At 53.1% G+C, this 24,621-nt stretch carries 22 protein-coding genes and 3 pseudogenes; 15 read left to right on the top strand and 10 right to left on the bottom strand.

Translation table 11 applies throughout. The features are described 5' to 3' along the window. Positions 1–251 precede the first annotated feature (251 nt). Together QN379_RS03275 and QN379_RS03280 are read left to right on the top strand one after the other, a co-directional pair. Positions 252–1,196 carry an alpha/beta hydrolase gene (locus tag QN379_RS03275; RefSeq protein WP_323505987.1) on the top strand — a complete coding sequence of 315 codons (945 nt, stop codon included), beginning with the start codon at positions 252–254 and terminating at the stop codon, positions 1,194–1,196. Positions 1,197–1,822: 626 nt separating this feature from the next. Then, a complete protein-coding gene (locus QN379_RS03280; RefSeq protein WP_323505988.1) occupies positions 1,823–2,131 on the top strand; it encodes a hypothetical protein in 309 nt (102 codons plus the stop codon). Between the two features lie 280 nt (positions 2,132–2,411). Here QN379_RS03280 and QN379_RS03285 read toward each other — a convergent pair whose 3' ends face one another. The 8 genes from QN379_RS03285 to QN379_RS03320 form a co-directional block, all read right to left on the bottom strand. After that, positions 2,412–2,612 carry a hypothetical protein gene (locus QN379_RS03285; RefSeq protein WP_322232700.1) on the bottom strand — a complete coding sequence of 67 codons (201 nt, stop codon included), beginning with the start codon at positions 2,610–2,612 and terminating at the stop codon, positions 2,412–2,414. Positions 2,613–3,364: 752 nt separating this feature from the next. Continuing rightward, positions 3,365–3,781: a recombinase family protein gene (locus tag QN379_RS03290; protein WP_323505989.1), complete on the bottom strand. Its 417-nt coding sequence runs from the start codon at positions 3,779–3,781 to the stop codon at positions 3,365–3,367. Positions 3,782–3,841: 60 nt separating this feature from the next. Beyond that, entirely contained in the window at positions 3,842–4,537 is a 696-nt protein-coding gene (locus tag QN379_RS03295; RefSeq protein ID WP_323506044.1) for an IS6 family transposase, read from the bottom strand. Positions 4,538–4,612: 75 nt separating this feature from the next. Further along, a complete protein-coding gene (locus QN379_RS03300) occupies positions 4,613–5,203 on the bottom strand; it encodes an undecaprenyl-diphosphatase (RefSeq protein ID WP_323505990.1) in 591 nt (196 codons plus the stop codon). Between the two features lie 73 nt (positions 5,204–5,276). Further along, positions 5,277–7,316 (bottom strand): bifunctional DedA family/phosphatase PAP2 family protein, encoded by a 2,040-nt coding sequence (locus QN379_RS03305; protein ID WP_323505991.1) that lies wholly within the window; start codon positions 7,314–7,316, stop codon positions 5,277–5,279. A 10-nt stretch (positions 7,317–7,326) separates the two neighbouring features. Further along, positions 7,327–10,446, bottom strand: a complete 3,120-nt coding sequence (locus tag QN379_RS03310) for an efflux RND transporter permease subunit (RefSeq protein WP_323505992.1) — start codon at positions 10,444–10,446, stop codon at positions 7,327–7,329. 58 nt (positions 10,447–10,504) lie between these two features. Beyond that, positions 10,505–11,584, bottom strand: a complete 1,080-nt coding sequence (locus QN379_RS03315; RefSeq protein ID WP_323505993.1) for an efflux RND transporter periplasmic adaptor subunit — start codon at positions 11,582–11,584, stop codon at positions 10,505–10,507. After that, positions 11,581–12,993, bottom strand: coding sequence for a TolC family protein (locus QN379_RS03320; RefSeq protein ID WP_323505994.1), 1,413 nt, complete (start codon positions 12,991–12,993; stop codon positions 11,581–11,583). Before QN379_RS03320 ends, QN379_RS03315 begins: the two co-directional genes overlap by 4 nt. A gap of 406 nt (positions 12,994–13,399) precedes the next feature. On the opposite strand from QN379_RS03320, the gene QN379_RS03325 reads away from it, so the two are divergent. From QN379_RS03325 to QN379_RS03375, 11 genes and pseudogenes are all read left to right on the top strand, one after another. After that, on the top strand, positions 13,400–14,062 hold the full coding sequence (locus QN379_RS03325; RefSeq protein ID WP_323505995.1) for a response regulator: 663 nt from the start codon (positions 13,400–13,402) through the stop codon (positions 14,060–14,062). Beyond that, a complete protein-coding gene (locus tag QN379_RS03330) occupies positions 14,059–15,441 on the top strand; it encodes an ATP-binding protein (protein ID WP_323505996.1) in 1,383 nt (460 codons plus the stop codon). The genes QN379_RS03325 and QN379_RS03330 overlap by 4 nt, the downstream gene beginning before the upstream one ends. 135 nt (positions 15,442–15,576) lie before the next feature. Further along, a pseudogene (locus tag QN379_RS03335) lies at positions 15,577–16,708 on the top strand (MFS transporter). Between the two features lie 105 nt (positions 16,709–16,813). Continuing rightward, complete coding sequence (locus QN379_RS03340) at positions 16,814–17,365, top strand: hypothetical protein (RefSeq protein WP_323505997.1); 552 nt, start codon at positions 16,814–16,816, stop codon at positions 17,363–17,365. After that, complete coding sequence (locus tag QN379_RS03345; protein ID WP_323505998.1) at positions 17,329–17,763, top strand: hypothetical protein; 435 nt, start codon at positions 17,329–17,331, stop codon at positions 17,761–17,763. Before QN379_RS03340 ends, QN379_RS03345 begins: the two co-directional genes overlap by 37 nt. Positions 17,764–17,782: 19 nt before the next feature. Next, positions 17,783–17,980 (top strand): hypothetical protein, encoded by a 198-nt coding sequence (locus QN379_RS03350; protein ID WP_323505999.1) that lies wholly within the window; start codon positions 17,783–17,785, stop codon positions 17,978–17,980. 376 nt (positions 17,981–18,356) lie between these two features. Next, a pseudogene (locus tag QN379_RS03355) lies at positions 18,357–19,016 on the top strand (Tn3 family transposase); the annotation flags it as partial. A gap of 67 nt (positions 19,017–19,083) precedes the next feature. Beyond that, the gene (locus QN379_RS03360; protein ID WP_323506001.1) at positions 19,084–19,272 is read left to right on the top strand and encodes a hypothetical protein; all 189 of its coding nucleotides are present in this window, start codon (positions 19,084–19,086) and stop codon (positions 19,270–19,272) included. A gap of 202 nt (positions 19,273–19,474) precedes the next feature. Beyond that, a complete protein-coding gene (locus QN379_RS03365; RefSeq protein WP_323506002.1) occupies positions 19,475–20,035 on the top strand; it encodes a hypothetical protein in 561 nt (186 codons plus the stop codon). Between the two features lie 24 nt (positions 20,036–20,059). Continuing rightward, a complete protein-coding gene (locus QN379_RS03370; RefSeq protein WP_323506003.1) occupies positions 20,060–20,518 on the top strand; it encodes a hypothetical protein in 459 nt (152 codons plus the stop codon). A 37-nt stretch (positions 20,519–20,555) separates the two neighbouring features. Further along, positions 20,556–20,840: pseudogene (locus QN379_RS03375) on the top strand (IS66 family transposase); the annotation flags it as partial. Between the two features lie 420 nt (positions 20,841–21,260). Here QN379_RS03375 and QN379_RS03380 read toward each other — a convergent pair. After that, entirely contained in the window at positions 21,261–22,709 is a 1,449-nt protein-coding gene (locus QN379_RS03380) for a heavy metal sensor histidine kinase (RefSeq protein WP_323506004.1), read from the bottom strand. A gap of 20 nt (positions 22,710–22,729) precedes the next feature. Continuing rightward, on the bottom strand, positions 22,730–23,401 hold the full coding sequence (locus tag QN379_RS03385) for a heavy metal response regulator transcription factor (protein ID WP_323506005.1): 672 nt from the start codon (positions 23,399–23,401) through the stop codon (positions 22,730–22,732). A 243-nt stretch (positions 23,402–23,644) separates the two neighbouring features. Here QN379_RS03385 and QN379_RS03390 point away from each other — a divergent pair, with 243 nt between their 5' ends. Together QN379_RS03390 and QN379_RS03395 are read left to right on the top strand one after the other, a co-directional pair. Continuing rightward, entirely contained in the window at positions 23,645–23,974 is a 330-nt protein-coding gene (locus tag QN379_RS03390) for a DUF4148 domain-containing protein (RefSeq protein WP_323506006.1), read from the top strand. 120 nt (positions 23,975–24,094) lie between these two features. After that, the gene (locus QN379_RS03395; protein WP_323506007.1) at positions 24,095–24,544 is read left to right on the top strand and encodes a hypothetical protein; all 450 of its coding nucleotides are present in this window, start codon (positions 24,095–24,097) and stop codon (positions 24,542–24,544) included. Positions 24,545–24,621 lie beyond the last annotated feature (77 nt).

Consider the following 24,621-nt stretch of genomic DNA (forward strand, 5'->3'; position numbering starts at 1 on the left):
TCTTGCTTGTCAATAATTCGCTTAACGACGTGATTGTCATCGACAGACTGGGCGAACCCCTCGAATCTGATGCGGCCTTATAATAAGGTTTGAACCATCAACACCCATATTTTCCGACATGATGAGGCTTGCCGAATGATCTTCGTCGCTGACATCGGTTGCATTAGCGTGGTATCGCGCTAACCACATATTCGTAAGCTCTGCACGCATTACAAATAATAGAAATACGACTAAACAAAAGGAATCATCTAATGAGCGCAGGTAAAAGACTAGCAGGAACCATTGATCCTATGCATGTGTGGGAGGGTGCTGGCGGCGTGAAGATTGCAGGCGATTCATGGGGCGATCCCAGCGGTCATTTGGTGATCTTGCAACATGGCGGCGGACAGACCCGTCACGCATGGAAGCGCACTGGTCGCCTACTGGGCGCGGCGGGTTATCACGCGGTGGCTTTTGATGCACGTGGTCACGGTGATTCGGAGTGGGCACCGGACGGATTATACGGTCAGGATGTCATGGTCGAGGATCTGAAGTGTGTCATCGCCGCGCTGGGCAAAGGGCGGCCGGTATTGGTCGGTGCATCAATGGGCGGCGGAACCAGCCTGGTGGCGATTGGTGAAGAACATGTCAATGCCACGGCCCTGGTATTGGTGGATATCGCGCCGCGTGTCGAGACCGAAGGTATCGACAAAATTCAGGCGTTCATGAGCCTAAAGCCGGATGGATTCGACTCCCTGCAAGAAGTCGCCGACGCGATTGCGAGTTATCAGCCGCATCGTGAGGCCCCAAAAAATCTCGATGGATTGGCCAAAAATGTACGACTCGGCAGCGATGGCAAATATCGCTGGCATTGGGACCCGCGGTTTCGGCCGCAACGGCACGATTTTGTCGCCCGCGAAATTCGGCTGACAGAGTGCGCACGTCGGCTTCGGTTGCCGACATTGCTGGTGCGCGGCGGCTTGTCGGACGTGTTGACCGAAGAGGGCGCGCAGGATTTTCTACGGCTTTGTCCGCATAGTGAATATGTGAACGTGACCTCGGCAGGGCATATGGTGGCTGGTGATCGCAACGACGTTTTCGGTACGGAAGTCATCGCGTTTCTCGGGCGGAAGGTGCCGTCCGATGGCACACCTTCGTACCCATCTCAATCGTTGAGTCCGCATAGCGCGGCAGGAAATATGTTCGACGTTCCCTGATGCAGGTGTGCGGTCAAGATACAGCATAGTGTAAGAGATGCAAGAAGGGTGTTGACGGTATTGGTCGATACCCTTCATAAAAATTCAGCCGGACTTTACATTCATGCTGTGGTATTTCCTGTCCTTGCCTGACGCGTCCACAGCCGACGATCTTTAGAAAAATGTGGTGCTCGATTTTACAAATCGCGTTGCAATGCTCTATACTCTTTTCGTCCCCGAATAAAAAAGTGAACAGGCTTGATAACCTGAATACACAAAAGCGCACAAACGGCGCAATGCCGTTTTTTTTCGTGCGGTCGTCTTCGTTCGCCTCAATGGGCGGCGGTGACGGGGAAGTCCGCGGACTTGCTGGTTTTCTTTTGTGTGCCAGTTTATCAACCCTGCCATTTTGCCGCCCACCCGCTTGATAACGGGAAGCGGATGAAAAATACACACAAAGGAAAGACATTGCTTAATATCGTTAAACCTATCTCATCCGACCTACGAAACTGCGAAAGTGATGCAGTTGCTATTTTTAGCAGTACAGTCGAGACGCCGAAAAATTCAGGTCATTCTGTTAATGCCGTTGCTGGATTTTCACCCGCAAATTTGGATAATTTCGCCCGTGACGTTAGGATGACACAATCATGAGCGACCCGTCCAAAGCATTTCATCAATCGTTCACATGGCTGCCTTCTCATCATAAAAATAACCCGGTGGCGCAATTTTATGCGCTCACAGTAGATGTCTGCCGTGGGGTGCAGACATGCATTAATCTGGCCCATATGAGCAACTCGGATAAAGGCACATCTGATGCACCAACGTTGACAATTCTTGACACGGAACGCTTGCTGCGCCTCGCCTTAACGTCATCGCACATGCTGGCGGACGTTGCCGAGAGGCGGATTGATCGACTTGACGACAGCGATAGCAAGAAGCCAAAGGTAGGGACTTAATGTGTGTATTAGTAAAATAATGTGATGTATTGTGAGAAAGAATGTCCTTCAATAAGCGACTAATCTTCATGGTCAGATGCGCGCCCGCTTACGCGTTGCTCTGGTCAGTTACGGCCCTTCTATTTTTGGATGAGGATGCAGCTATGTTGGCGTTTGCGTTTTGTTGATGTACGCGGTTGTATAGTGGTATAGGATAATAAAAAACTTACCAAGCCCGCTTTACAGCGGGCTTTTTAGCGCTCAATGCTATCTCAGCAAATATCTCGCAGGTTGCAAATCCCTATTCCGGAGGTCTCTCCGTCAGACTCTTTTGCCAAATATCCCGATAACCGAACGTCGGTGCCGGTATTTCCTCCGCAAACCAAAAATCAGTAAAGCTAGCCACATGCGGAGCAAGGAACCAGTGAGCATACCCATTGGCATCAATTGCCCACCAACGCGCACTTTTCGGTGCTTCCTTCCAATCAACATGTTGATGCATAGTATTCACCTCCAATAGATGTTGTCGTTAAATGTTTGGACAAGCTAAGCGGTAAGCGGTTTCAATGAATTTTCTGTAGGCGATGCGGATGAAGGCTTTTGCAGCCTGGTAATGCTTTAAAGAAATAAATTTTAGGCAATAAAAACCGCTAATGCAAGAATCAAATGGCTAGCAAGTAGCGCCTTAATCGGCTACACGGTAGTCTGAAGCGGGGATTTTTTTCGCAGAATACTTGGATAAAAATCATCTAATCGTTGCTTCATGTCATGGCGCTGTAATTCTTTCTAATTATTATGCAGCCTTGCCTGCGTTTTATTCGCACTACCGGGGCTGGCGGTCGGGAAACATACCAGCACCAATTCAGAAGCCCGCAGTATCTAGCGGGCTTTTTCACGTATGGCAATCGGATGACGGGTGGGAAGATGGAAATCATTTTTCACTTAACAATGTCAATGCATTGCAGCATTCTGGGCAAGCTGGTCAACTCTCAGAAGTTGTGAAAATAAGTGAATTGCCAACTAGCGAAATAATCAAGAAATCCTAGAATGGAAATACGCTTCACAGAAACGCATTAAAGCCAGTGACCGCACAAACACACCAATCCAGGAGGTAATGATGCGAATGCTACTGAATGTCAAATTTCCTAATGCTGAATTTAGTAACTCTGTCAGGGATGGATCTGCTGGTCAGAAAATAGGCCAGATTCTAGAAGGGGAGAATAGGGGAAACGGAGAAAATAGTGCGTTAAGCCTCTATGACTGCTTTTCTAGCCTGATTCGAGCTAATAGCCGAGCAACGGTGGACGGATGGACGTTGAAGAGTCGAGCAGCATCAGCAGCCGTTTTTTGACTGGAATTGACCAGGTGAAGGATTTCTTCTTGTTGTCTTGGCGTGAGCTTGGGTCTGCGACCGCCGATGCGACCTTCCTCACGGGCGGGCAACAAGCCGCTACGGGTACGCTCGCGCAGCATGGCACGCTCGAACTCAGCGAACGTACCAACGATTTGCATCATCATTCTTCCTGCCGGTGAAGTCGTATCGATGGCTTCGGTCATGCTGAGGAAACCAGCCCCCGCCAGCTCGATTTTCTCCATCAGTGTCAGCACATCTTTTAGCGAACGCGATAGACGATCGAGCTTCCAGACCACCAGCACGTCATCCTTGCGCAACTGATAGTTGTCGCATTAAGGAAAAAAGCTGAATTGAAGCCGTGGATGGTCTACCCGCTCTTATGCTGGACGGCCTGATCCAACGAGTGCATAAAATTGTTGCGCTGCGGTTATTTTCTGGAAGCCCCTGTGCATTAGTTGTCCTTTGCGTATCATGTGCATGATCTCAATACCAGCAAGTATGATTTTAGCAGCCCGAAAAGATTTGAATCCCATCATCGGTTTGGTGATGCGTTTAACGGCGCGATGATCTTGTTCAACGATGTTGTTGAGATACTTTACCTGGCGCACGATGATGGCAATTCCATGGCTGATGTTGATCGTATTAATGGCTGCTTTATTGGCACCGCTCTTGTCCATCACCACTTTTTCAGGAATGCCTTTGTCAAGTATGGCTTTGCGAAAGAAGTGCATAGCGGCTTGCTTATCGCGCTTTGCTGTCAATAGAGAATCAACAGTTTGACCGTCTTTGTCTACCGCACGATACAGATATTTCCAGTTACCTTTGACCTTTATATAGGTCTCATCCATACGCCAGCTAGTCCCCACCGGACGCTTCACTTTGCGAAACTTTTTTTCAAATATCGGCAACAGTTTGAGCGCCCACCGATGCACTGTCGAATGATCCACTTCGATGCCGCGCTCAGCCATCATCTGTTCCAGATGGCGCAGGCTCAATGAATACGCAATATACCAACGCACGCACATCAACATTATTTCCAACGGATAATGCAGACGTTTCAATGCCTTTGTCATTTCGGGAATCAGCTCGTCATTAGATATTACAGATAGGTTCATTGCAGATATTTGTCGTCTGGCAAAACACAAATTCTAAACTAGTGACGTTATTGCGACAAAACCAAAAAACCGCCGGTAGAGAGATTCTTGCCAGATCAGCAAGCGTTCGCCATACCAACGCGGGAGTAAGCAAGCGACGAGTAACGTGCTGCAGCCTGCGACCAGGAACGAACCGACAAAGTCGAACGGGACATGGAGTCCAACATAGATACGCGCCCAGGTAACCAGCACGGCCGCTTGCACCACAGCAGCAGCTGCCCGCCGCTGTGCGTGAACGAACAACGCCAACGCCATCGAGAACATCCAGGTTCCGTGATCGCTCGGCAATGATGCTTCTGGCACATGCGCGACGTAGGCGTGGCCGATGCCCATCATGAATGGTCTGGGGTGAAAATAGATCAGACCGATCAATTGATTCAACGCAAGCCCGAGTGCCATGCTCAATCCGGCGGCCAGTACGGCAAAGCGAGTTCGACGTCCCTCCCACAACCAAAGTCCGGCCAGCAACAACGGCGTAAAATCGAGCAGCCAGTTGGCAAAAAACGTGGCGACGGACAGTGTGAGTTGGGATGGCTGGGCAGGATTGACCATCAAAAACAAGGTCTGACTCAGTGTTTCCAACATTGAGACTCCTTCAAGAATAAATGGGTTGCAACAGCGAGACGAGTTTTTTCATGATCTTTTTCCGAGCGGAAATTTACTGCGTCAGAACTTTCTGGTCCTCCGGCAGAACCAGAACAACCTGACGAAGCAGTCCGTTCTGCGTGATCGGGGGGGGGACGGTTTGCATACCTAGCAGCAGACGTGGAATAACCGATGCATCTAAAAAATTAATCGTGCTGCCCAGCGTAAAAAGATGCCACGGCCGCTGCAACTCTTCCTGATAGAGCGCGCCATACCAGATTGGGGCGCTGCCCTTATGCTCAGGGGCCTCCAACAGATAGTCGGAACGCCACAGCCTCAGTATCATCCGTGTCATAGGCCGCGCCGGGTCGACGGCAACGAAAGCCAACTCCGAGCTCTTGCCCTGATCGTATTTCGGTAGAACAGGCAGATTCTTCGCCTCGGTATTGGGCGTAAGCCACAGCAGTGCCGCTGGTATCGACCAAGCTGCTGCCGGCTGCCAACCGGCAAATGTCAGGCGCCTTTGCAGCGTTGCCGTGCTGTCCGCCCATTGCAGAGGGAAAAACTCCTCATTATCCCCACTGATCTCTGTTCGCTGCTGAGGCAATTGGCGCCAATCACCATGGTTCCATTGATCCAACGTAACAGTCTTAACCAGTGCTGCTGCCGGGGTATAGCTGGTCAGATCGGCTGAGAATTGGTTGTGCATGGTCCAAATCGCTCCAACCAGCAATGCCACTGCCGCCAGCGCACCCAGGATTCTTGGGTGCAGCTCTTCCTTCACCTGTTGACGGGTATAGATGATGGCCATCAATGCAATCCACGCCAGTCCAAGACTCCATCCTGCCAATACATCCGATAACCAGTGCGCGCCTAGATACAGGCGAGAGAAGCCGATGAGTACGATGCCAACCACGGTGATCGCGGCGATCAACATCCGAATCAGCGGTGGTTGGCGGCTAGTGATTAAAAACGCCAGGAAACCGTAGATGACCATACTGGACGTCGCATGGCCGCTCGGAAAGGCATACTGTTCGACGCCGCTATACAGATTCAACGGGCGTGGCCGGCCTATCGTCCATTTAAACAGCTTGACCAGGACCTGAGCGAAAGCGGTCGTGACCACCCAATAGCCGGCTGTGCGCCAACAGCGTCGCACCAGCAACCAGCCCAGAATCGTGAGCGCAACCACCCACAGAACGCCGGCGCCGCCCAGCTCGGTGATGCCGACCATCAGTTTATCAACCGGTGAAGTCCGCAGCCCTTGCAGCCAATGGAAAATGGCTGCATCCGCTCCCACCAATGGATCGCTTGTGATGACGTCCTCCATGACGCCTAGGAAAAGCCAGCTGCTGCCGACCAGCAGCAGCGTCAAGACGAGTAATATCTGCGACTCCGGACGACGCGGATCGAGGAAGAAAAATACCCAGCCCTTGACGCGTGCAAATCGTCCGGCAGGTTGCCGGCTGGACCATTGCAAGAGACGATCACGCCCGCTCTCGACAACCGGCAGACCGGTCCTGATACCTGCGCGCGTCACCCAGCTTGCAAACCACACGAGCCCGGCCATCATGATCAAGATCACCGCCAATCTCCCGCTTACCGCTTCGGCGAGCTGGATCGAGGCGCCGAAGATGACGCCTGGCAGGATGTGTGCGGGAGACCATGCCAGCGCAGAACCGACATTCACCGCATAGAACCTGGTGCGCGGCATATGGGTGATGCCGGCAATGACGGGTACGACCGCTCGCACCGGCGCGAAGAATCGTGCGAACAAGATGCTCTTGCCACCGTGCCGTTGAACAAACTGTTCTCCGCGATTGAGCATGGCGCTACGCCGCTGAACAAATTGCCAGGTTCTGAAGCGTTCGTAATACGCACGTCCCACTTCGTAACTCAGGCCGTCGCCAGCCACCGCGCCGAATGCCGCAATACTCAGAGTTAGCCAGACATTCAAGACCCCGGCACCAATCAACGCACCCGCGGTGAACATCACTATCCCGGCGGGGACAAGCGTGCCAATGAGTACCAGCGATTCAGCAAACGCGACAAGAAAGATGACAAGCAGTATCCAATGCGGGTGAACGGCAATATCGTTAAGTAGCGCGTGCATTCGCAATTCCTTACCCAGTCGACAGACTGTCGTCGCTATACCGCTGGACGTCACTACCGAATTGCCCGAAGCGTAGCGAGAGCGTCGGCAGCACGATCAAATTGAGCAGCGTGGAGGTCGCCAGGCCCCCAAGGATGACAATGGCCATGGGCCCTTCGATTTCATTGCCCGGTTCTCCGCTCGACAGCGCCAACGGCAATAACGCCAATGCGGTGACCAGCGCGGTCATCAGGATTGGAATTAAGCGCTCGGCAGCACCTTGCACAGCCGTCTCGATATTCCAAGACATTCCTTCGACGTGCACCAGATTCTCATAGTGACTGATCAGCATGATCGAATTGCGCAGAGATATGCCAAAGAGCGTGACGAAACCAACCATGCTGCCGAGAGTGAGATTGCCACCAGTCAGCGCGACGATCAACACCCCGCCGACGAGCGCGAACGGCAGATTTGCCAACACCAGCGCCACGCTACGACGGCTCTTGAGCGCCATGAACAGCAAGAGCACAATCCCGAGTCCAGCCATGGCGCCATAGGCTAAAAGATCCCTTTGCGACTGCACCCGGGCATCATCCTCGCCGGAAAACAACGCATAGGTCCCAGCGGGCATAGCGATGTCCCGGTTGACGCGCACTTGCGCCTCACTGACAAAATCGCTGATAGGCCGTCCTGCCACATTGACCGATACGGTTTGCATGCGCTGGCCGCGGTTATGGGTAATCTGGTAGCGCCCCGAGGTTTGAACGATGTTCGCCAGTTCAGATAGCGGCACCATCATGCCATCTGGATTATGCAACGGCAGCGCTCTGATCTGGGTAATATTTGTTCGCGCGGCAGGCGCTAGCATCACGGAGATGTCGAATGTCCGGTTATCTTTATACGCTTGTGCGACGGGCACTCCCTGATAAGCGCTTTGGATAGCGTCCAGCACGTCCACCGGTTTGAATCCCCAGCGGCTCAACTGCTCCTGTTTTAGTTTTACATCCAGCTCCGGCGTACCCGGCGGCGCCTCCAGGCGGACATTCGCCGCACCAGGGATTGTCCCGACCAACTGGGCTATTTCCTGTGCCTTCCTGTCGATGACGTCGAGGTTGTCGCCAAATATATTGATTACCACAGGCGCTGTATTGCCTGAAATCGTCTCGTTAATGCGCTCAGTCAGGAATGTATTGACGGAAGTGGAGACGCCGGGAAACTTGGCTAGCGTGTCACGAATCCGTTGTAAGGTAACATTTTGTTCCCGGCCGCTCATCGGCTTGAGATCAACTTCAAATTCACCGATGTTCACGCCGGTAGGATCGACAATCTCGCTTGCCCGGCCGCTATGTTGCGCCACCAGGCGAATGCCGGGAACATCCATTAACGCCTTGGACATTGCCGTCCCGATGCGCATCGATTCGGTCAGCGACGAGCCGGGCGCCAGCACCATATGGACGATATAGTGACCTTCTTTTAACTCAGGAATGAAGTTGCCGCTAAAAAATGGCAACGTGGTCAGCGCACCGACCGACATGATCCCAACCAGGAAGATAATCGGGCCCGAACGGCGTTCAACGGCCGTCATTAGCCCTATGTAACGCGCCTTGATCGATGTAATGAGCCTTGGTTCCTGGGCATACGGAGGGGATTTAGTCAGCAAAGCGAGAGCCATCGCCGGCGTGAGGGTGAGTGCGACACCCAGTGAAGCCAGTACCGCCAGAATGTACGCCATGCCGAGTGGTGCGAAGAGTTTGCCGCCTACTCCTGACAGCGATAAGATCGGCAGGAAAATCAGAATCACGATGAAAGTTGCGTACACGACCGCGCTGCGCACCTCGATCGAGGCGCGCAAGACGACCTTGAACGCCGGCAACGGTTGCGGCAGATTCCGGTTCTGGCGTAATCGTCGCAAGATATTTTCCACATCAATGATGGCGTCGTCGACGACCTCGCCCAGCGCAATGGCCAGGCCGCCCAAGGTCATCGTGTTGAGCGTGACGCCAAAGGCATGCAAAACGATAACGGCGACCAACAGCGAGAGTGGGATCGCCACAGCGGAAATAATCGCTGTTCTGGTGTTTTGGAGAAAAAGAAATAACACGATGACAACAAGTGCTGCGCCGATTAACAACGCTGTTCGCAAATGACTGATCGCCGCATCGACAAAGCTCGCTGGGCGGAATATGTCGGCATGCAGTTCAATCCCTTGCTTTGCGAGTACCGGCTTTAGTGCGGCCAGCGTGCCTTCCAGCGCCTTCGTTACGGATAGCGTGTTGCTGCCGTACTGGCTCTCCAGCATCAGTAGCACGCCGGGTGTCCCCATAATGGATGCAGCCCCTGCAGCGGGAGCCGCTGCGAAAGAGACAGTGGCGACGTCACCCATACGAATCCCGGTGCCGTTACTCCACTTCAGCACTACGCCTGCAAGTGCATCGGGTGTCACGACCTGGCCATCGGTATTGAGCACGATGCGTTGATTCGTATTTTCGACGAAGCCGGCGCCGCGTACGCCAGTGGCAGTACGCGCTGCAGCGACCACATCCTGGATTGACAGGCCGTAACGTGTCAGTTTTTGCGGATCGACCTGGATTTGCAGTTGGCGGACATCGCCGCCAAACACGATCGCGTCGGCCACGCCTGATGCGCTCAGCAGCTGCGGCCTGACCGTCCATTGGGCTGCATCGTTTAACTCCATCAGGGAGCGTGTTTTGGAGGTCAGGCCGATCACCAGTGCGTTACTGGTCGCCGTCGTCAGGGGCAATAATTTGGGAGGATGCACGCCCTGCGGCAAGGTAGCTGCCAGCGCATTAACACGTTCGCTCACCAACTGCCGCACCTGATAGACGCTGTAATTATCACTGAAGACCAGCGTCACGACGGATAATCCTTGTAATGACTTTGAGCGCATGGACTGTACGCCAAGCGTTCCATTCAAGGCGTTTTCTATTGGTTGAGTGACCAATGTTTCGACCTGCTCACTGGATAGCCCCGGGGCCTCGGTCTGCACCACCGCCATGGGGGGGGCGAACTCGGGGAAGACATCGAGCCTTGCGTGTGTGAAAGTATAGAACCCATAGGCGGCCACCACGACAGCCAAGGCAAAAATGACGCCACGGAAGCGAAGTGAGAAACGGACGATGGCGTTTAGCATGGGCAATGGTTGTTGTTAGGTGATGCGGTGGGATGGCACGTTGCGAAGATAAGCAAAATCAGTCATCACATTCCGGCGGATCTTTGCACTGCTGTGCGGCGATTCCCTGGGGCCGCAGTTCTTCCGACAACAACAACTGCGCACCGCTGGTCACGACTTGATCGCCGGTGTGAAAGCCGCTGGTGACGACCAGTCCGCGCTGCGTTGCCGGTTCGAGCGGTACATGTCGGCGCGTAAAGTGATTGGCGTCGGTCTTGACATAAGTCCATGACTGTCCGCCGTACCAGACGATTGCCGCCTCTGGAATACGAAAACCTGGGGTGCCTGATACATTTTTCTCTCGCAGGGGCACATGTGCCAGGGTATGTGTGCCAACCGGTAAAGCGCTATCGGCCACGTACAAATAGGGATTGCCTTGCACAGCAGGGTCGACCAGGGGTGATGGCGACAACTTGTGAGTCACACTAGGCTGACCATCGCTGCCATCCATGGTGATCTGCTCTGGCGCTGGTGCTGAACTGCCACCCGGCAGCGTGACCCGCACTATAGCGGCGCGCCCGCTAAGGAGACGGTCAGAGAGCGCGGAACGAGGTGCGACTGCTGCTGCCGCCAGCTCATTGCCGTATTGCTGGCGCAATGCGGCGTCGAGACCGCCCAGCATTGCCTCGGCGGCCTGCAGTTTTGCCTCGTCTGTTTGCATCATCACCTGGGCGTCTTGCAGGCTTTTCTGCGATGCGTTGCGATCGTCCTGAAACAAGATACGGGTCCGTTCATATTGCAAGCGTGAGGCGTCGGCATGCGCTCGCGCACTCTCACGATCGGCCCGCGCTGCAGCATGGCGATTGCGCAAGTCGAACAATGGCTGCAGATCAACGACCGTGGCGTAGACCGTGATTTCTGGCTGGTCCATTGCAGCCTCGACCGCTTGCACGACGATATGACTTGCGCGTTGTGCATCAACGCCGACCATTACCACCGTCTCGCCGTTCACAACCTGCACGCGCTGCAGGTCCTGAGATGGCGTGGGAACCGTCGCAACGGGAGCAGTCGGCGCGGCGCTCATCGCGCGATAGCCATACCATCCTGTCCCGGCCAACAGCAGCACGGCGGCAGTCAGCAGCGTTATTTTGATTTTCATCGTGATATCTCTTTTCCGGTGTCTTTTCCGTCTATGGCATTCGGCGAATTCGCCGCAGTTAATGGCCGTTGCATCGCATCCTCCAGCGCACCTGCTGCCTGCTGTACTGCCACCACACCATTGAGGTGATCGATCTGGCTGAGTGCGAAATCCGCCTTGAACTGGGTCAGCGCCAGGCGATCAACGGCGCCGATACGAAAACCGGTTTCCTGACTCTCCAGCTGTTTCCGCGCTACGGTGAGCCGCTGACTGGACACAGTCAAAGCGTCGAGACTGGCCTGATAATGGGCAAGTGCATGGTCGAGGTCGTTGATGATGGTGTCTTGCAGCGCCGCGGTTCTGGCAGCCGCTTCGGTGCGTTTTGCTTCCGCCTGTGCAATTTCGCCCTGATTCTGGTCGAAGACTGGCAGCGTGATGCCTGGAATACCTAAGCCAAATTTATTGGTGCCAACGTCATACGTGTAGCCTAGACCGATATGTATGTCCGGGTATTGTTTGGCGATCTCGAGTTGCAGCGCCGCCTGAGTGGCCTCATATTCCGCCAGCGAACTTTGCAGATCGGCACGATTAAAGATCGCCGTCCGCTGCACCTCGCTCGAAGAAGGGACTGTGCCGGTCTGCACAAATTCATCGAGATCCAATTGAACCGACTGCAGGGCACTCAGCGGTATGCCGATCACGTTCGCCAGTCGTGCATTCGCATCTTGTGATGCGCCTTGTGCGGCCATCAAATCGGTTTGTGCTTGCGTAAGTGCAATCATCACCTGATGCACGTCCGGCCCGGAGGCATCGCCAACTGCCAGACGCTTCTGCGTCATGGCGAGGATCTGTTGTTGATCTGTGACCTTTTGTGTCAAAAATGCAATGCGTTCACGCGCGCCATACATCCGGAGCATTGCGTCGCGTACCTGGCTGCGCACTTTCCACGCTTCATTCCGGATGTTCAAACGAGTAGCTTCCGACAGGTGTGAACTTTGATCGACCCGGTAACCACGTTTGTGCGCAGTCTCGATCGGGATGTCGAGTGCCAAACCTGTCGTGTAGGGGCGACCTGGTGCAGTCGAGTTGGAGCTGTACTCAAACGGCAGTTGTAATATCGGATTTGGCACGGCGCCCGCCACATTGACTCCGGCTTTGGCTGTTCCCCATTGAGCTCGCGCAATGTCCAGTGCCGGACTGTAATAGAACGCGGCAAGCGTGAGCATGTCACGGTTCCACCGCTGTGGCGGCCATGCAGGTGCGTCGTGGCCCCGCTGCTGAATAAAATACGCGTGCAATTCGTCGCTGGTAAGAGAGCGCGCTTCAAAAGTCGCCGTTAGCGTTACGGGCTTGATCGGCCGAGGTTGATAGGTCGCGCACCCCGCCAGCATCAAGCAGATCAGGCCGGCAAAAATGATGTTTTTTTGCATATTTTTATTCAATCGTCGTATCCCACAGTGCCGAAGCCAGTACCCATGCCACAATAAGTCGCCAAGACAAATCAGGAGGCTGTCGACATGCTAGCCGGATACAGATGAAATTTTGCTTAAGGTTGCGGTGATTTCTGGACAAGCCCACCCGGGGTGCATTTCACCTCACCACGCAGCACCTTAAGCAATTTTTAAGCGAACTTGGTCTATTCTCGCTCCGTAACACCAAAAGGTATGTGTCAACTCTATGAGAAAATGACCAAACGGCAAGCTTTCTCTTGTTGAAATGGGGGCAATGTGGAGAGCATCGACACATAAAGCGGTGCCTTGTTTGGCATGAAGTCGGAAAATCATGAAATTGGCGCCGATTGGCTCGCGGGTCAAAAGCTAAAGGGATGGAAGCACGATGCGCTTATTGTTGGCGGAAGACGATTCCTTGATCGGCCAGGGCTTGCAGCAAGGACTGCGCCAGGAAGGTTTTACTGTGGACTGGGTGCAGGACGGTCATGCGGCCGCGCTGGCGCTGGACAGCACGACTTACGCTCTGTTATTACTCGACCTTGGCCTGCCGCGGCAGGATGGCATGACGCTGCTTAAAACGTTACGGCAGCGCGACAACCTTTTACCGGTGATCATTATTACCGCGCGCGACGCGTTGCCCGACAGGCTCACCGGCCTGGATAGCGGGGCTGACGATTATTTGGTGAAACCGTTTGCACTGGAGGAGCTGGTTTCCCGGATTCGTGCCGTGAGCCGCCGCCAGACAAGGCAGGTGCAGACAGAACTTGCTGCCGGCGCCTTGCGGCTTGACCCCGTTCGGCATCTGCTTTGGCTGCGCAACGAAGCCATATCGGTGTCGCCCAAAGAATTTGCATTGCTGAATGAGTTGATGCTGGAACCGGATGCCGTGATTTCACGCGAACAACTTGAGGATCGCCTGTATGGATGGGACGAAGAAGTTGCCAGTAATGCGGTGGAAGTCCATATCTATAACCTGCGTAAAAAGCTAGGGGCCGAGGTCATTCGGACCATACGCGGCGTCGGCTACCGGATTGGGGACGACGCATGAAGTCGCTGCGTCGCCGCCTGCTGCTCTGGCTGTTGCCGGCGACCTTCCTGGTTGGGGTATTGGCCAGCGTAGGCACCTACTGGGGCGCATTGATTGAGTTGAGCGACTTGCTCAATGATCAAATGCGCTATATCGCCGAACAGGTCAGTGTGGACGGCGACAGCAAGGTGTCTCTCCAGCCACCCGTCCAACGTATGCAAGACCCTCTTGCTGAAGACAATGCAGACGAAGTGCTGCTGCAGGTGTGGCGTAACGGAAAACTGGAATACACCACGAATTCCGCCGTGGTATTACCGCCACCACAGCAATCGGGATTGCACGACGTTCTGGCTGGAGACCAAACTTGGCACACCGTGGCGAGTGAGCGCGGCGACCGATGGGTTCGTGTCGCTCAAGCTAAGGATGCGCGCTGGGAGGCGTTGGCCAAGGTATCGATACACCTGTTCTGGCCGGTGCTGTCGTTGATTCCACTCATGGCGTTGTTCCTGTGGTTCGGTATTGGTTATGGGCTCAAGCCGCTGCGGAAGATTACGGCGGAACTGGCCCAACGTAACGCTAACAGTATGGAGCCGATTGACTCCGTTTCATTGCCAAGTGAAATCGCGCCCTTTGCCGGGGCGGTGAATGATTTGCTGTTGCGGCTGGAACAGGCGTTCACCATGCAAAAGAATTTTATTGGAGACGCTGCCCATGAATTACGGACGCCAATTATGGGATTACGCATTCAGGCGCAGCTGGCACAGCGCGCTGACAATGACGAAGAACGGCAGGCAGCACAAGGCCAGCTGCAGACAGGGATTGATCGACTAGCCCACCTGGCCCAGCAATTGCTGGCACTAGCCAGACTGGATCCGCAAGAGAACGTTGCCATGAAGCCTGTTGAGTTGGCTGCACTGTGCAAGTCGGTGATTATCGACCAGGCCCGCCTGGCGGAAGTCAAACAGATTGATTTGGGATTGGCCGAGCAAGCGGTTGTGGAAGTGTGGGGAAATATCGACAATCTACGCATTTTGCTCAATAACCTGGTGGATAATGCGATTCACTACACCGGCCGTGGGGGGCGCGTCGATATTTCTGTGCGCCGCGCATCGCACGGTCTCGTTCTGGAAGTCTGCGACGACGGTCCAGGCATTCCGGAAGCCGAACGTATGCGGGTGACAGAGCGATTTTATCGAGGCGGCAATTCCACCGAAGCTGGTAGCGGATTGGGACTGTCCATTGTCAAGCGCATCGCTGAGCAGCACGGCGCAACCATTTCGCTGGATACGGGAGCAAATGGCAAGGGACTCAAGATCCAGGTCCGTTTCCCACCCGCGGTCATTGCAGTTGCAGGACGGGATGGCATACAGCAATCGATGTCAACCTCGTTTGATAGATGAGGCCAGTTGAAATCGCTAAAAATTAGCGGTTGTTTTTCCCCATTGTTTTTGGAGTGTTACTTGCAAACCACCGACACCGCAAAAAGTACATTGAGCCAGATCCCAACCGGAGTATGGATACTCGGATTCGTTAGCATGTTGATGGATATTTCGTCGGAAATGATCCATAGCCTACTGCCGCTGTTCATGGTGACGACACTCGGCGCCAGCGCCTTTGCTGTAGGCCTGGTTGAAGGACTAGCCGAATCGACCGCGCTGATTGTCAAGGTGTTCTCGGGTACATTGAGCGACTACCTTGGCAAGCGCAAAGGATTGGCGGTGTTTGGCTATGCGCTGGGGGCACTGAGCAAGCCATTTTTTTGCCATTGCACCAACGGTGGGCATCGTGCTGTCAGCTCGCCTCCTGGACCGGGTCGGCAAAGGTGTGCGCGGAGCGCCAAGGGATGCCTTGGTGGCTGACATTACGCCGCCACATCTGCGCGGCGCGGCATTTGGGTTGCGCCAATCTATTGATACCGTGGGTGCATTCCTTGGTCCTTTGTTGGCGGTTGGTTTGATGCTGCTTTGGGCCAATGATTTCCGGGCCGTGTTCTGGGTGGCGGTGATTCCCGGTTTGATGGCGGTCGTGTTGCTCTTCGTTGGCTTGCGTGAGCCAGAGCATCAGCAGGTCGAAAAGCGCACTAATCCGATTCGGCGGGAAAACCTAAAGCGGCTTAGTGGTTCTTATTGGTGGGTGGTCGGTATTGGCGCAGTGTTCACGCTGGCGCGGTTTAGCGAAGCGTTTCTGGTTCTGCGCGCCCAGCAGAGCGGCATTCCCATTGCCTTGGTACCACTCGTCATGGTGGCGATGAATGTGATCTATGCCTTGTCTGCGTACCCGTTCGGCAAGCTCTCTGACAGAATGAGCCATAGAAAGCTGCTGGCAATCGGCTTGGCCGTGTTGATAGCATCCGATCTGGTGCTGGCCGCCAGCAATCACTGGGGTATCGTGCTCGCCGGTGTAGCCCTCTGGGGCCTCCACATGGGCATGACACAAGGCTTGCTGGCAACGATGGTGGCGCATACTGCGCCGGCCGATTTGCGAGGTACCGCGTACGGATTCTTTAACCTGATCAGCGGACTCGCCATGTTGCTGGCAAGTGTCGTGGCTGGATTGTTGTGGGATCGACTTGGCGCATCGTTCACCTTCTATGCTGGTGCGATTTTTTGTGTGGTGGCACTCGTTGGCTTAGCCAGAACAGTCGTTCGCACCGACGTTTCAACCTAAAATAGCGAGCTCGCCAATTTTCCTGCTGTGACTGTATATAAGGTCATCTCGTGTTCTGTTCACTCAGTTTTAACGTCATGCCTACGTATTGAATACTAGAAAACAATGAGCAAGCTTGATCCATATATTCATGCAGCCACGCGTGACAATACCCGTCGCAGCTATCAATCCGCCATCCGACATTTTGAGACGGAATGGGGCGGTTTTTTGCCCGCTACCGCGGATAGTGTTGCGCGCTACCTGGTAGATCAAGCTGAGTCATTATCGATTAACACGTTGAGGCAACGGTTGGCCGCGCTGGCGCAATGGCATATCGACGAGGGTTTTCCCGATCCTACTAAAACACCGGTTGTACGCAAAGTGTTTCGCGGTGTCCAAGCGCTGCATCCAGCTCAAGAAAAGCGCGCCAAACCATTTCAGATAGCGCAACTGGATCAGGTAGTCAATTGGCTTGATCGAGAGATCATGGTCGGCCGCAATGCGAACGACCGTAGCGTCCAAGTCCGTCGCACACGCGATAAAGCATTGCTATTATTGGGATTTTGGCGTGGTTTTCGCGGAGACGAGTTGACGCACCTGCAGATCGAATATGTGGAGGCCCTCCCGGGCGAAGGCATGACATGTTTTTTCCAAAAACCAAAGGCGATCGACAGCTAAAAGGGACGAGCTTCAAGGCCCCAGCACTGTCGCGGCTATGTCCGGTGACGGCGTATCTGGACTGGATTGCACTTGCTGGGCTTACCACTGGTCCCGTGTTCCGGTCGATTGATCGCTGGGACCATGTGGGCAGCGATGGCTTGCATCCGAATAGCCTGGTACAGTTGTTGCGCCGGCTCCTAGCGGAGGCCGGCATCGCATCGGCCGAACTCTACAGCGGCCACTCGCTGCGTCGTGGCTTTGCCAACTGGGCCACGGCCAACGGATGGGATCTGAAAATGTTGATGAGTATGTTGGCTGGAAAAGCGTCAACTCTGCCATGCGCTACATCGAAAGTGTCGATCCGTTCAACAAACACCGAATCGAAGCAGATCTCAGTTTATTGCCAAATGCGATGATCGGGGAGAAAAACAAACCATGCTAATTTTTATTGATACTGAATTCACGGATTTCGCGGACACGGAATTGATTAGCATTGGCTTGATCACCGATAGTGGTGAGCATGAATTCTATGCGGAGCTGCCGGTGAATCGACGAAAATGCAGTGACTTTGTCATCGAAACCGTCTTGCCACAGCTTGGAAAGGCACCAGGTGCCCAGCGCAGCTCTGAGTAACTGGAAGTCAAGTTGCGATCATGGTTGGAGCAATTTAAGCACTGCATCGAAGTCACAATCTGCTTTTATTTTGACGGCGATTGACAACTGTTCCGGGATGCGTTAAGCGGCCGCGTCCCGGACTGGCTCACATGTCAGAACATTTATCGCGACATCGACCAGACAGTTGTGGCGCAGTTCTTGCCGGACAACCATCTCTTGGAACACTATGCGCTCAACGATGCCAAAGGCAACTGTTATGTCTATCGGGTTAGCAACGCTGAGATTGCCGTTACCTTAAAGGGTTAACAAATCTAGAGCGCTGCCATACAATAACGTCGGCGTCCATTGCTCTATGGTGGTGAATCCGGGTGTCGCGACCTGACTATTTTTGGAGCAGTGTAAGTGGCTCGACCAGCTTCTGACTGCCGAATTGCCAGTACGTAGGACACTGTATAACCAGATCAAACGCTCGGCAAAGAAGGCCTCACGCAAGCACCTTGACCTGGTGCTAGATCAACTCAGCTGGCTGGAATCCCTGCCAGACAGCATGCTGCTGGAGGGTGTGCCGGCAACCAAACTCAAGCATATGGCGGACATGGCCTCGGCGCTCGATGCTGGCGATATGAAAGACCTTCGCCCGGCCAAGCGGTACACGTTAATTCTGGCGTTAATTCGTCAAATGCGTATCGGTACTCGCGATGATATTGCCGAAATGTTCATTCGCCGAATCGGTACGATGCATAAGAGCGCGCGCGAAGAACTGCAGGCAGTTCAGGCGCGTCAGCGGGAACTCAGCGAAGAGCTAGGTGCCACGCTGGAACAAGTGCTGGAGATTCTGGCCGAAGGCCTTGACGACGCTGCCACCGGCCAGCGTGCGCGCGATCTGCTCGCACCGCACGGCGATCTGGAGAAATTACGAGTGGATTGTGAGGCGATACGTGTATGGGGTGGTGGCAATCATCTTCCCCTTCTTTGGAAACCGTATAGCAGTTGGCGACCCGCGATGTTCCGTATGGCGAAGGTTCTACAATTCCAGGCAGGAGTCCAGTTAAAACCGGAGGCAGCCGATAAGGCGGATTCGCGATATATTTGTTCCCTCACGATCCATTGAGGAGGTTGTCATGCGGATGATCATCGAGGCGCGAATTGAAGGCGGTGGCGGCGAGGCAATACGATTGGCTGAATTTGAACGGCTCGACTGCGATCTGAAACAACTTGGCCTAAACCTGGCTGAAGGCAGAAGTTTGATACATGAGGCGCAGTGTGCATTGTCGGCGCACAGAGTCGCTTCGTGGTTTTGGCATTCCTGAATTGTCCGCAGTGCGGTAGGGCCTTATGGATCAAAGCAACCCATGCGATCCGATACCGAACGGTTTTCGGCAAAGTAACGATCGTCAGTCCGCAGCTGCGCGTCTGCAAGTGCGTTCAAGACGACAGTCCAAAATCGTTCAGCCCGCTCGCATTAGCGATGCCGCTGCGCGTTAGTCCTGAGCTCGAATACTTGCAAGTCAAGTGGGCAGCCCATCTTCCTATGCGGTGGCGACGAGGTTGCTGAAAGAGATTTTACCGATCGATCAAACCATCTCCACATCCGGATTGCGTAATCGCGTATGGGCGGTCGGCCAGGAACTCGACGATCACGCCGAAAGCGCGATCCACGGTGAACGAGACTATCCGCCGGCCGATCCCCACGTCAAGATTGTCGCTCTTGCGGTGGATTCCGCATGGCTACGCCACCGGCCCTCTCGCCAAGAACAGGATGAAGCCAGGCTTGCGCAGTATTTCCCTTCCAAGCGCCCGCCGCCTACTGGGCCACACGTGAACATCATCGCCGGCCGTGCGGTGCGCGACGATGGTAGTTGCAAAGTGTATGGATACGTGAACAGGGAGGTCACGTCGACAGCGAGCCGACTGGATCATTTTCTCTCGGAACAGGGCGTCGCCAATGATCAGAAAATCACGATCGTATCTGACGGCGCAGGCGAATTTGAGAAAGCAGTCGATGGATCCAGGAGGCCGTTGAATCGGATTTTGGATTGGTTTCACATCGCCATGAAATTTCGTGCCATCTAACATGCGTCGTGGAAATTTCCCTATTTGTTGGCGCCGAACGGACGCTCCGTACAAGACGAAATTGCGTCGGCCAAATGGCTGACGTGGCATGGCAAAGGTTCCGAAGCCGTCGAGAGAATCAAGAGCATCCACGACATGCTCGAGGTGACGCCCGAACATCCGGCGTACTCGACGCTATGGTGGAATTTTTGTGGAACGTATTGGTACCTGGAGTCCAATGGCCAATACCTTGTCAATTATGGATGGCGGTATCGGCACGGCATGCCGATCAGCAGTAGTATTGCCGAATCGGCGGTCAACGAAGTGGTGAGCTGGCGGTGCGCAAAGAAGCGGCAGATGCGCTGGACGAATAAGGGTGCACACCTGCTTGTTCAGGTTCGGGGCGCGGTGCTAAATGGCGAGCTCAAAATGCGCGAAATGCCTGAGCCGCGACGATTTACACCGGAGGAGAAAAGTAGCGTTCGTTGCGAACGCTTTGCCTAGCGCTGCCTCCGGCTTTGACTGCTCTCGTACAAGTATCGCCACCGCCGACGGTAGTGGCCTGCCCAAAGCGATCGACTACAGTTTAAGACGCTGGCCAGCATTGGCCCGCTACGCCCAAAGAGGCGATCTGCCGATCGACAATAACCGGGTAGAAAATGTGATTCGCCCTATAGCCATTGGAAAAAAGAATTGGCTCTTTACAGGTTCTGAGTGGGCAGGAAAACGCGCAGCGGCCATTCACAGCTTACTCGCCACCGCCAAACTCAATGGCATTGAACCTTATGCATGGCTTAAAGAGACGCTTGAAAAACTGCCGACTTGACCTTACTCACGTATTGATGAATTGTTGCCGTTGAAAAAATGAGATGAAGTCAAGTCGGTTGCGTCGGACGCTTACTGAGCAATCGTTAAAGAGTATATTCTAAGCCTCTCTGGCTTTAAAGAGAGGTCAGCTCCGAACTGGTGCATGATAAAACGAATCTAAACAACCAGAGCCATATAGGACGGCCGACACTTTCTTGGCCAACGCAAGTCCGAACTCGGTCCTGTGGCGCATTAAGTTCACCTTGATGTAAGACGATCGTCTTTTGGTCCTTGTTTGCCGCAAACAAATAGATATTTTATGAGTGCCGCCGAGCCCAATAATAAGGCGACCGCAGTGAGTAAGGCAAACGAACCCATTACCCACATCATGACGCCATCTCCACTCATCATCGAAAAACAATTCATTTTGTTTACCATTCTAGCCGCTAGTGCTGCTCACAATTATAGTTCTTGCTGTCTCGGCGGGCAATTCGGGACTGCTTTTCGCCGGTGTAGTAGGAAAATTTAATTTAAAAATAGTCAGACCATTTATCTGACTCGCAGCGTTTGTTGTACCACCATGTAAAGTCATGATCGACTGAACGATAGCTAATCCTAGTCCAGTAGACGAAGACGAGTTTGCACGCGCGGTGTCTACGCGATAAAAACGATCAAATAGTCGTGGTATATGATCCTCATCAATGCCGACTCCAGGGTTGGTTACGCTAATGGTTGCGTCGTATTCGTTCGTTTCTGCCTGTAACTGAATGACGCCACCGGGCGGAGTATAACGAATGGCATTCGCGGTTAAATTACTGACCGCACGGCGCAATAGGATGGCATCCGCGTGAATAAGGCCGTTTGCCTTGACGACAATAGAAACTCCGGCATCTTCAGCGACGCCTTCAAAATAATCTGCAATACGTTTTAATTCGATTAAGGAGTCAAGGGGAACTACCTTGACTGCGACAGTAGCATGCTCTGCACGGGCGAGAAAAAGCATGCTCTCCACCATGCGTGCTAGTCGTTCATATTCTTCCACATTCGAGATCAACAAATTTTGATAATCGTCCGTAGTTCTCGCTTGAGACAGTACAACTTGCGTTTGCACCATGAGATTATTTAAAGGAGTGCGGAGATCATGTGCAAGGTCAGCAGAAAACTGGCTCAGCCGTTGAAAGCTATCGCGTAGTCGATCAAGCATAGCATTAAAAGCCTGTGCCATATCCTGTAACTCGCGGGGCGCCAATGCGGGATCAAGGCGTGTATCCAACCGATTTGCCGTAATCATGCTTGCCTGACGGGCGATAATACGAACTGGAGACAACCCTTGACGGACTAGTAGATAACCAAGACTGGTCACGAACAGTGTTCCGCATATGGCAGCAATCCATACTTCAATCCGATATGCGTTAAGCAATTCCACTCTATCTGAAAGAGGACGAGCGATGGTAATAGTAAGTTTTTCGTCGCTGTTGCCCACATTCGCTTGTGCTGCAACCGCCCGTACGTTGAGACCAGCCGAAGTTGTGATCTGGGCAATGGCATCATGAGGGGGGGCAATGCCGACAGGCACAACTTTTATTCGAGGTAACTCTCCTTGACCACGCAAGTTTTCCAACACCAACTTACCATCAGCAGCTTTCAATAAGACGATCATTTGGTCGTGACTGACTACTGCATCCAAGAACAAGTGCGGGTTACGCCGAATAGCATCGATTGAAGTCGCTTCTTGTGCCAAGTGGCGCATCAACCCTATTTTTCCAATTAGTTCCTGGTCGTCGCGCGCTTCAAGTTGGTTTGACAATGAATGATATAGATAAGTACCGACGCCAGCAAAGGTAATAATGGCAACCAGTGCGAGAAGGATTCCTAGTCTGGTACTCAAGGATGTATCGCGGAATATCTTCACTGTATCGACTCAATGGTATATCCCATGCCACGGACCGTGCGAATAAGTTTACGCGTATGCGGGTCATCGAGTTTTGCGCGCAAGCGACGCACTGCGACGTCAACAACATTGGTGTCACTGTCAAAATTCATATCCCACACCTGAGAGGCGATCAACGAGCGTGACAGCACCTCTCCAGGATGTTTTGCCAAAAAATAAAGTAACGCAAATTCCTTGGCGGTCAGATCCAATCGTTCCCCATTACGAGTGACGCGGCGTTTTAAGACATCGATCTGCATGTCGGCAATGTCAATGATTTGTAATTCTCGGATAGGACCGCGACGCAACAAGGTACGTACTCGTGCCATCAATTCCGTAAATGCGAACGGTTTAACCAAATAGTCGTCGGCGCCCAACTCCAAGCCCTTGACTCTATCCTCGACATCATCGCGCGCTGTTAAAAAAAGAACCGGCGTCTCGCGTGTTTTTCGCAACTCTTTTAGCAACTGCCAGCCATCCAACCCAGGCAACATGACATCGAGAATAATCAGATCGTAGGTTTCCTGTAACGCATGGTGCAGTCCCTCCGGACCAGTTTGCGCCCAATCGACAATAAAGCCTGATTCTGCCAGACCTTTACGTAAATACTCACCGGCTTTAGGTTCGTCTTCCACCAAAAGAATGCGCATAGATTTTCCTGTATAGAAATTGATATCCCAGCATTTTCTCGAAAAAACGAGGGGAAAAAGATTACAAATCTGTAATGTGATTGCAATGTTCTTGTGCGAGTAATTTTTCTATAATTCATCCCAACGATACAGTAATTGCTTGATAGCTTTAACGACGTATCGTATCCGTCCCTTACAGTTGTGAATAGCCGATAAATACTCGGTTGTTTGCCGGGAATTTAATTTTTTTTTTGGAGAATTGTTATGAAGACCAATCACCTGATCGCCATTCTTGTTATTTCTATATCTTCCGCTGCCGTATTTGCTCAGCCAGCTAGCGCCGCGATATCGGGAAAATCCACACATTTGGCGTATCCGCGTAACGACTATCCTGTCATTCCCTCGATATCCACGAAGACACGGGCAGAAGTTGTTGCTGAATTAAAACAGGCGCAGGCGCAGGGGTTAATCACCAATCGTAATAATTATCCGATCATACTGACAGCACCAAGAAAAACGCGCGATCAGTTTCAATCAACAAATGTTCACGCTAATGCAAGTGGCTATGATGCCAGCATATATGATGGAGCATAAATATAGCGCAACGCCCCATTGAGTGATTGACCTCCAACAGATCACCTTTTACGGTGTAATTTTAACTTAACAGCGCAAGCCAGATTGTTCGGCATTTAATTTTGACCTATACTCTTTTCTATGTCCCGCACACTCAAAATCGTAATATTCTGGCTGTTGGTCTTTGCTCTGCCTCTGCAAGGCTTTGCATCGTCCGGAATGCTTGCGTGCGGTGGTGCACATCATCACGTGATGTCGACGGTATTACAGCATGACGGGCAGGATTCGGATGTGGCACGAGATCATGCTGATCACAATGGGCAATTTTCTTTCAGCAGTTTTCATCAAGACACCGCAGGGGAAGCGCATATCTCCTCAGATCAATCAGGGGACGGCAGTCATCATCACGGCACCGCCAAATGTAATGCCTGCTCCAGTTGCTGTCTGACTACGGCGATCAGTTTTCCCGTATGGCTTGATCCGATTGCTCCGCTCCAAACAGGCCGGGAATTCAATGGCCAGTCAGAAGGTCGATTCACCGCCTACTTTCCCGAAGGCCTCGAACGGCCTCCCCATTCCCTCGATAGTTAAAAAGCGAACTCCTGTCGGCAAGGTTGCCGTATGGCATCTTTTCTCCGCCGCGCAGCCTTTGCGTTAGACATGCGCTT

It is taken from the genome of Glaciimonas sp. Gout2, assembly GCF_035018905.1.
GTDB lineage: Bacteria > Pseudomonadota > Gammaproteobacteria > Burkholderiales > Burkholderiaceae_D > Glaciimonas.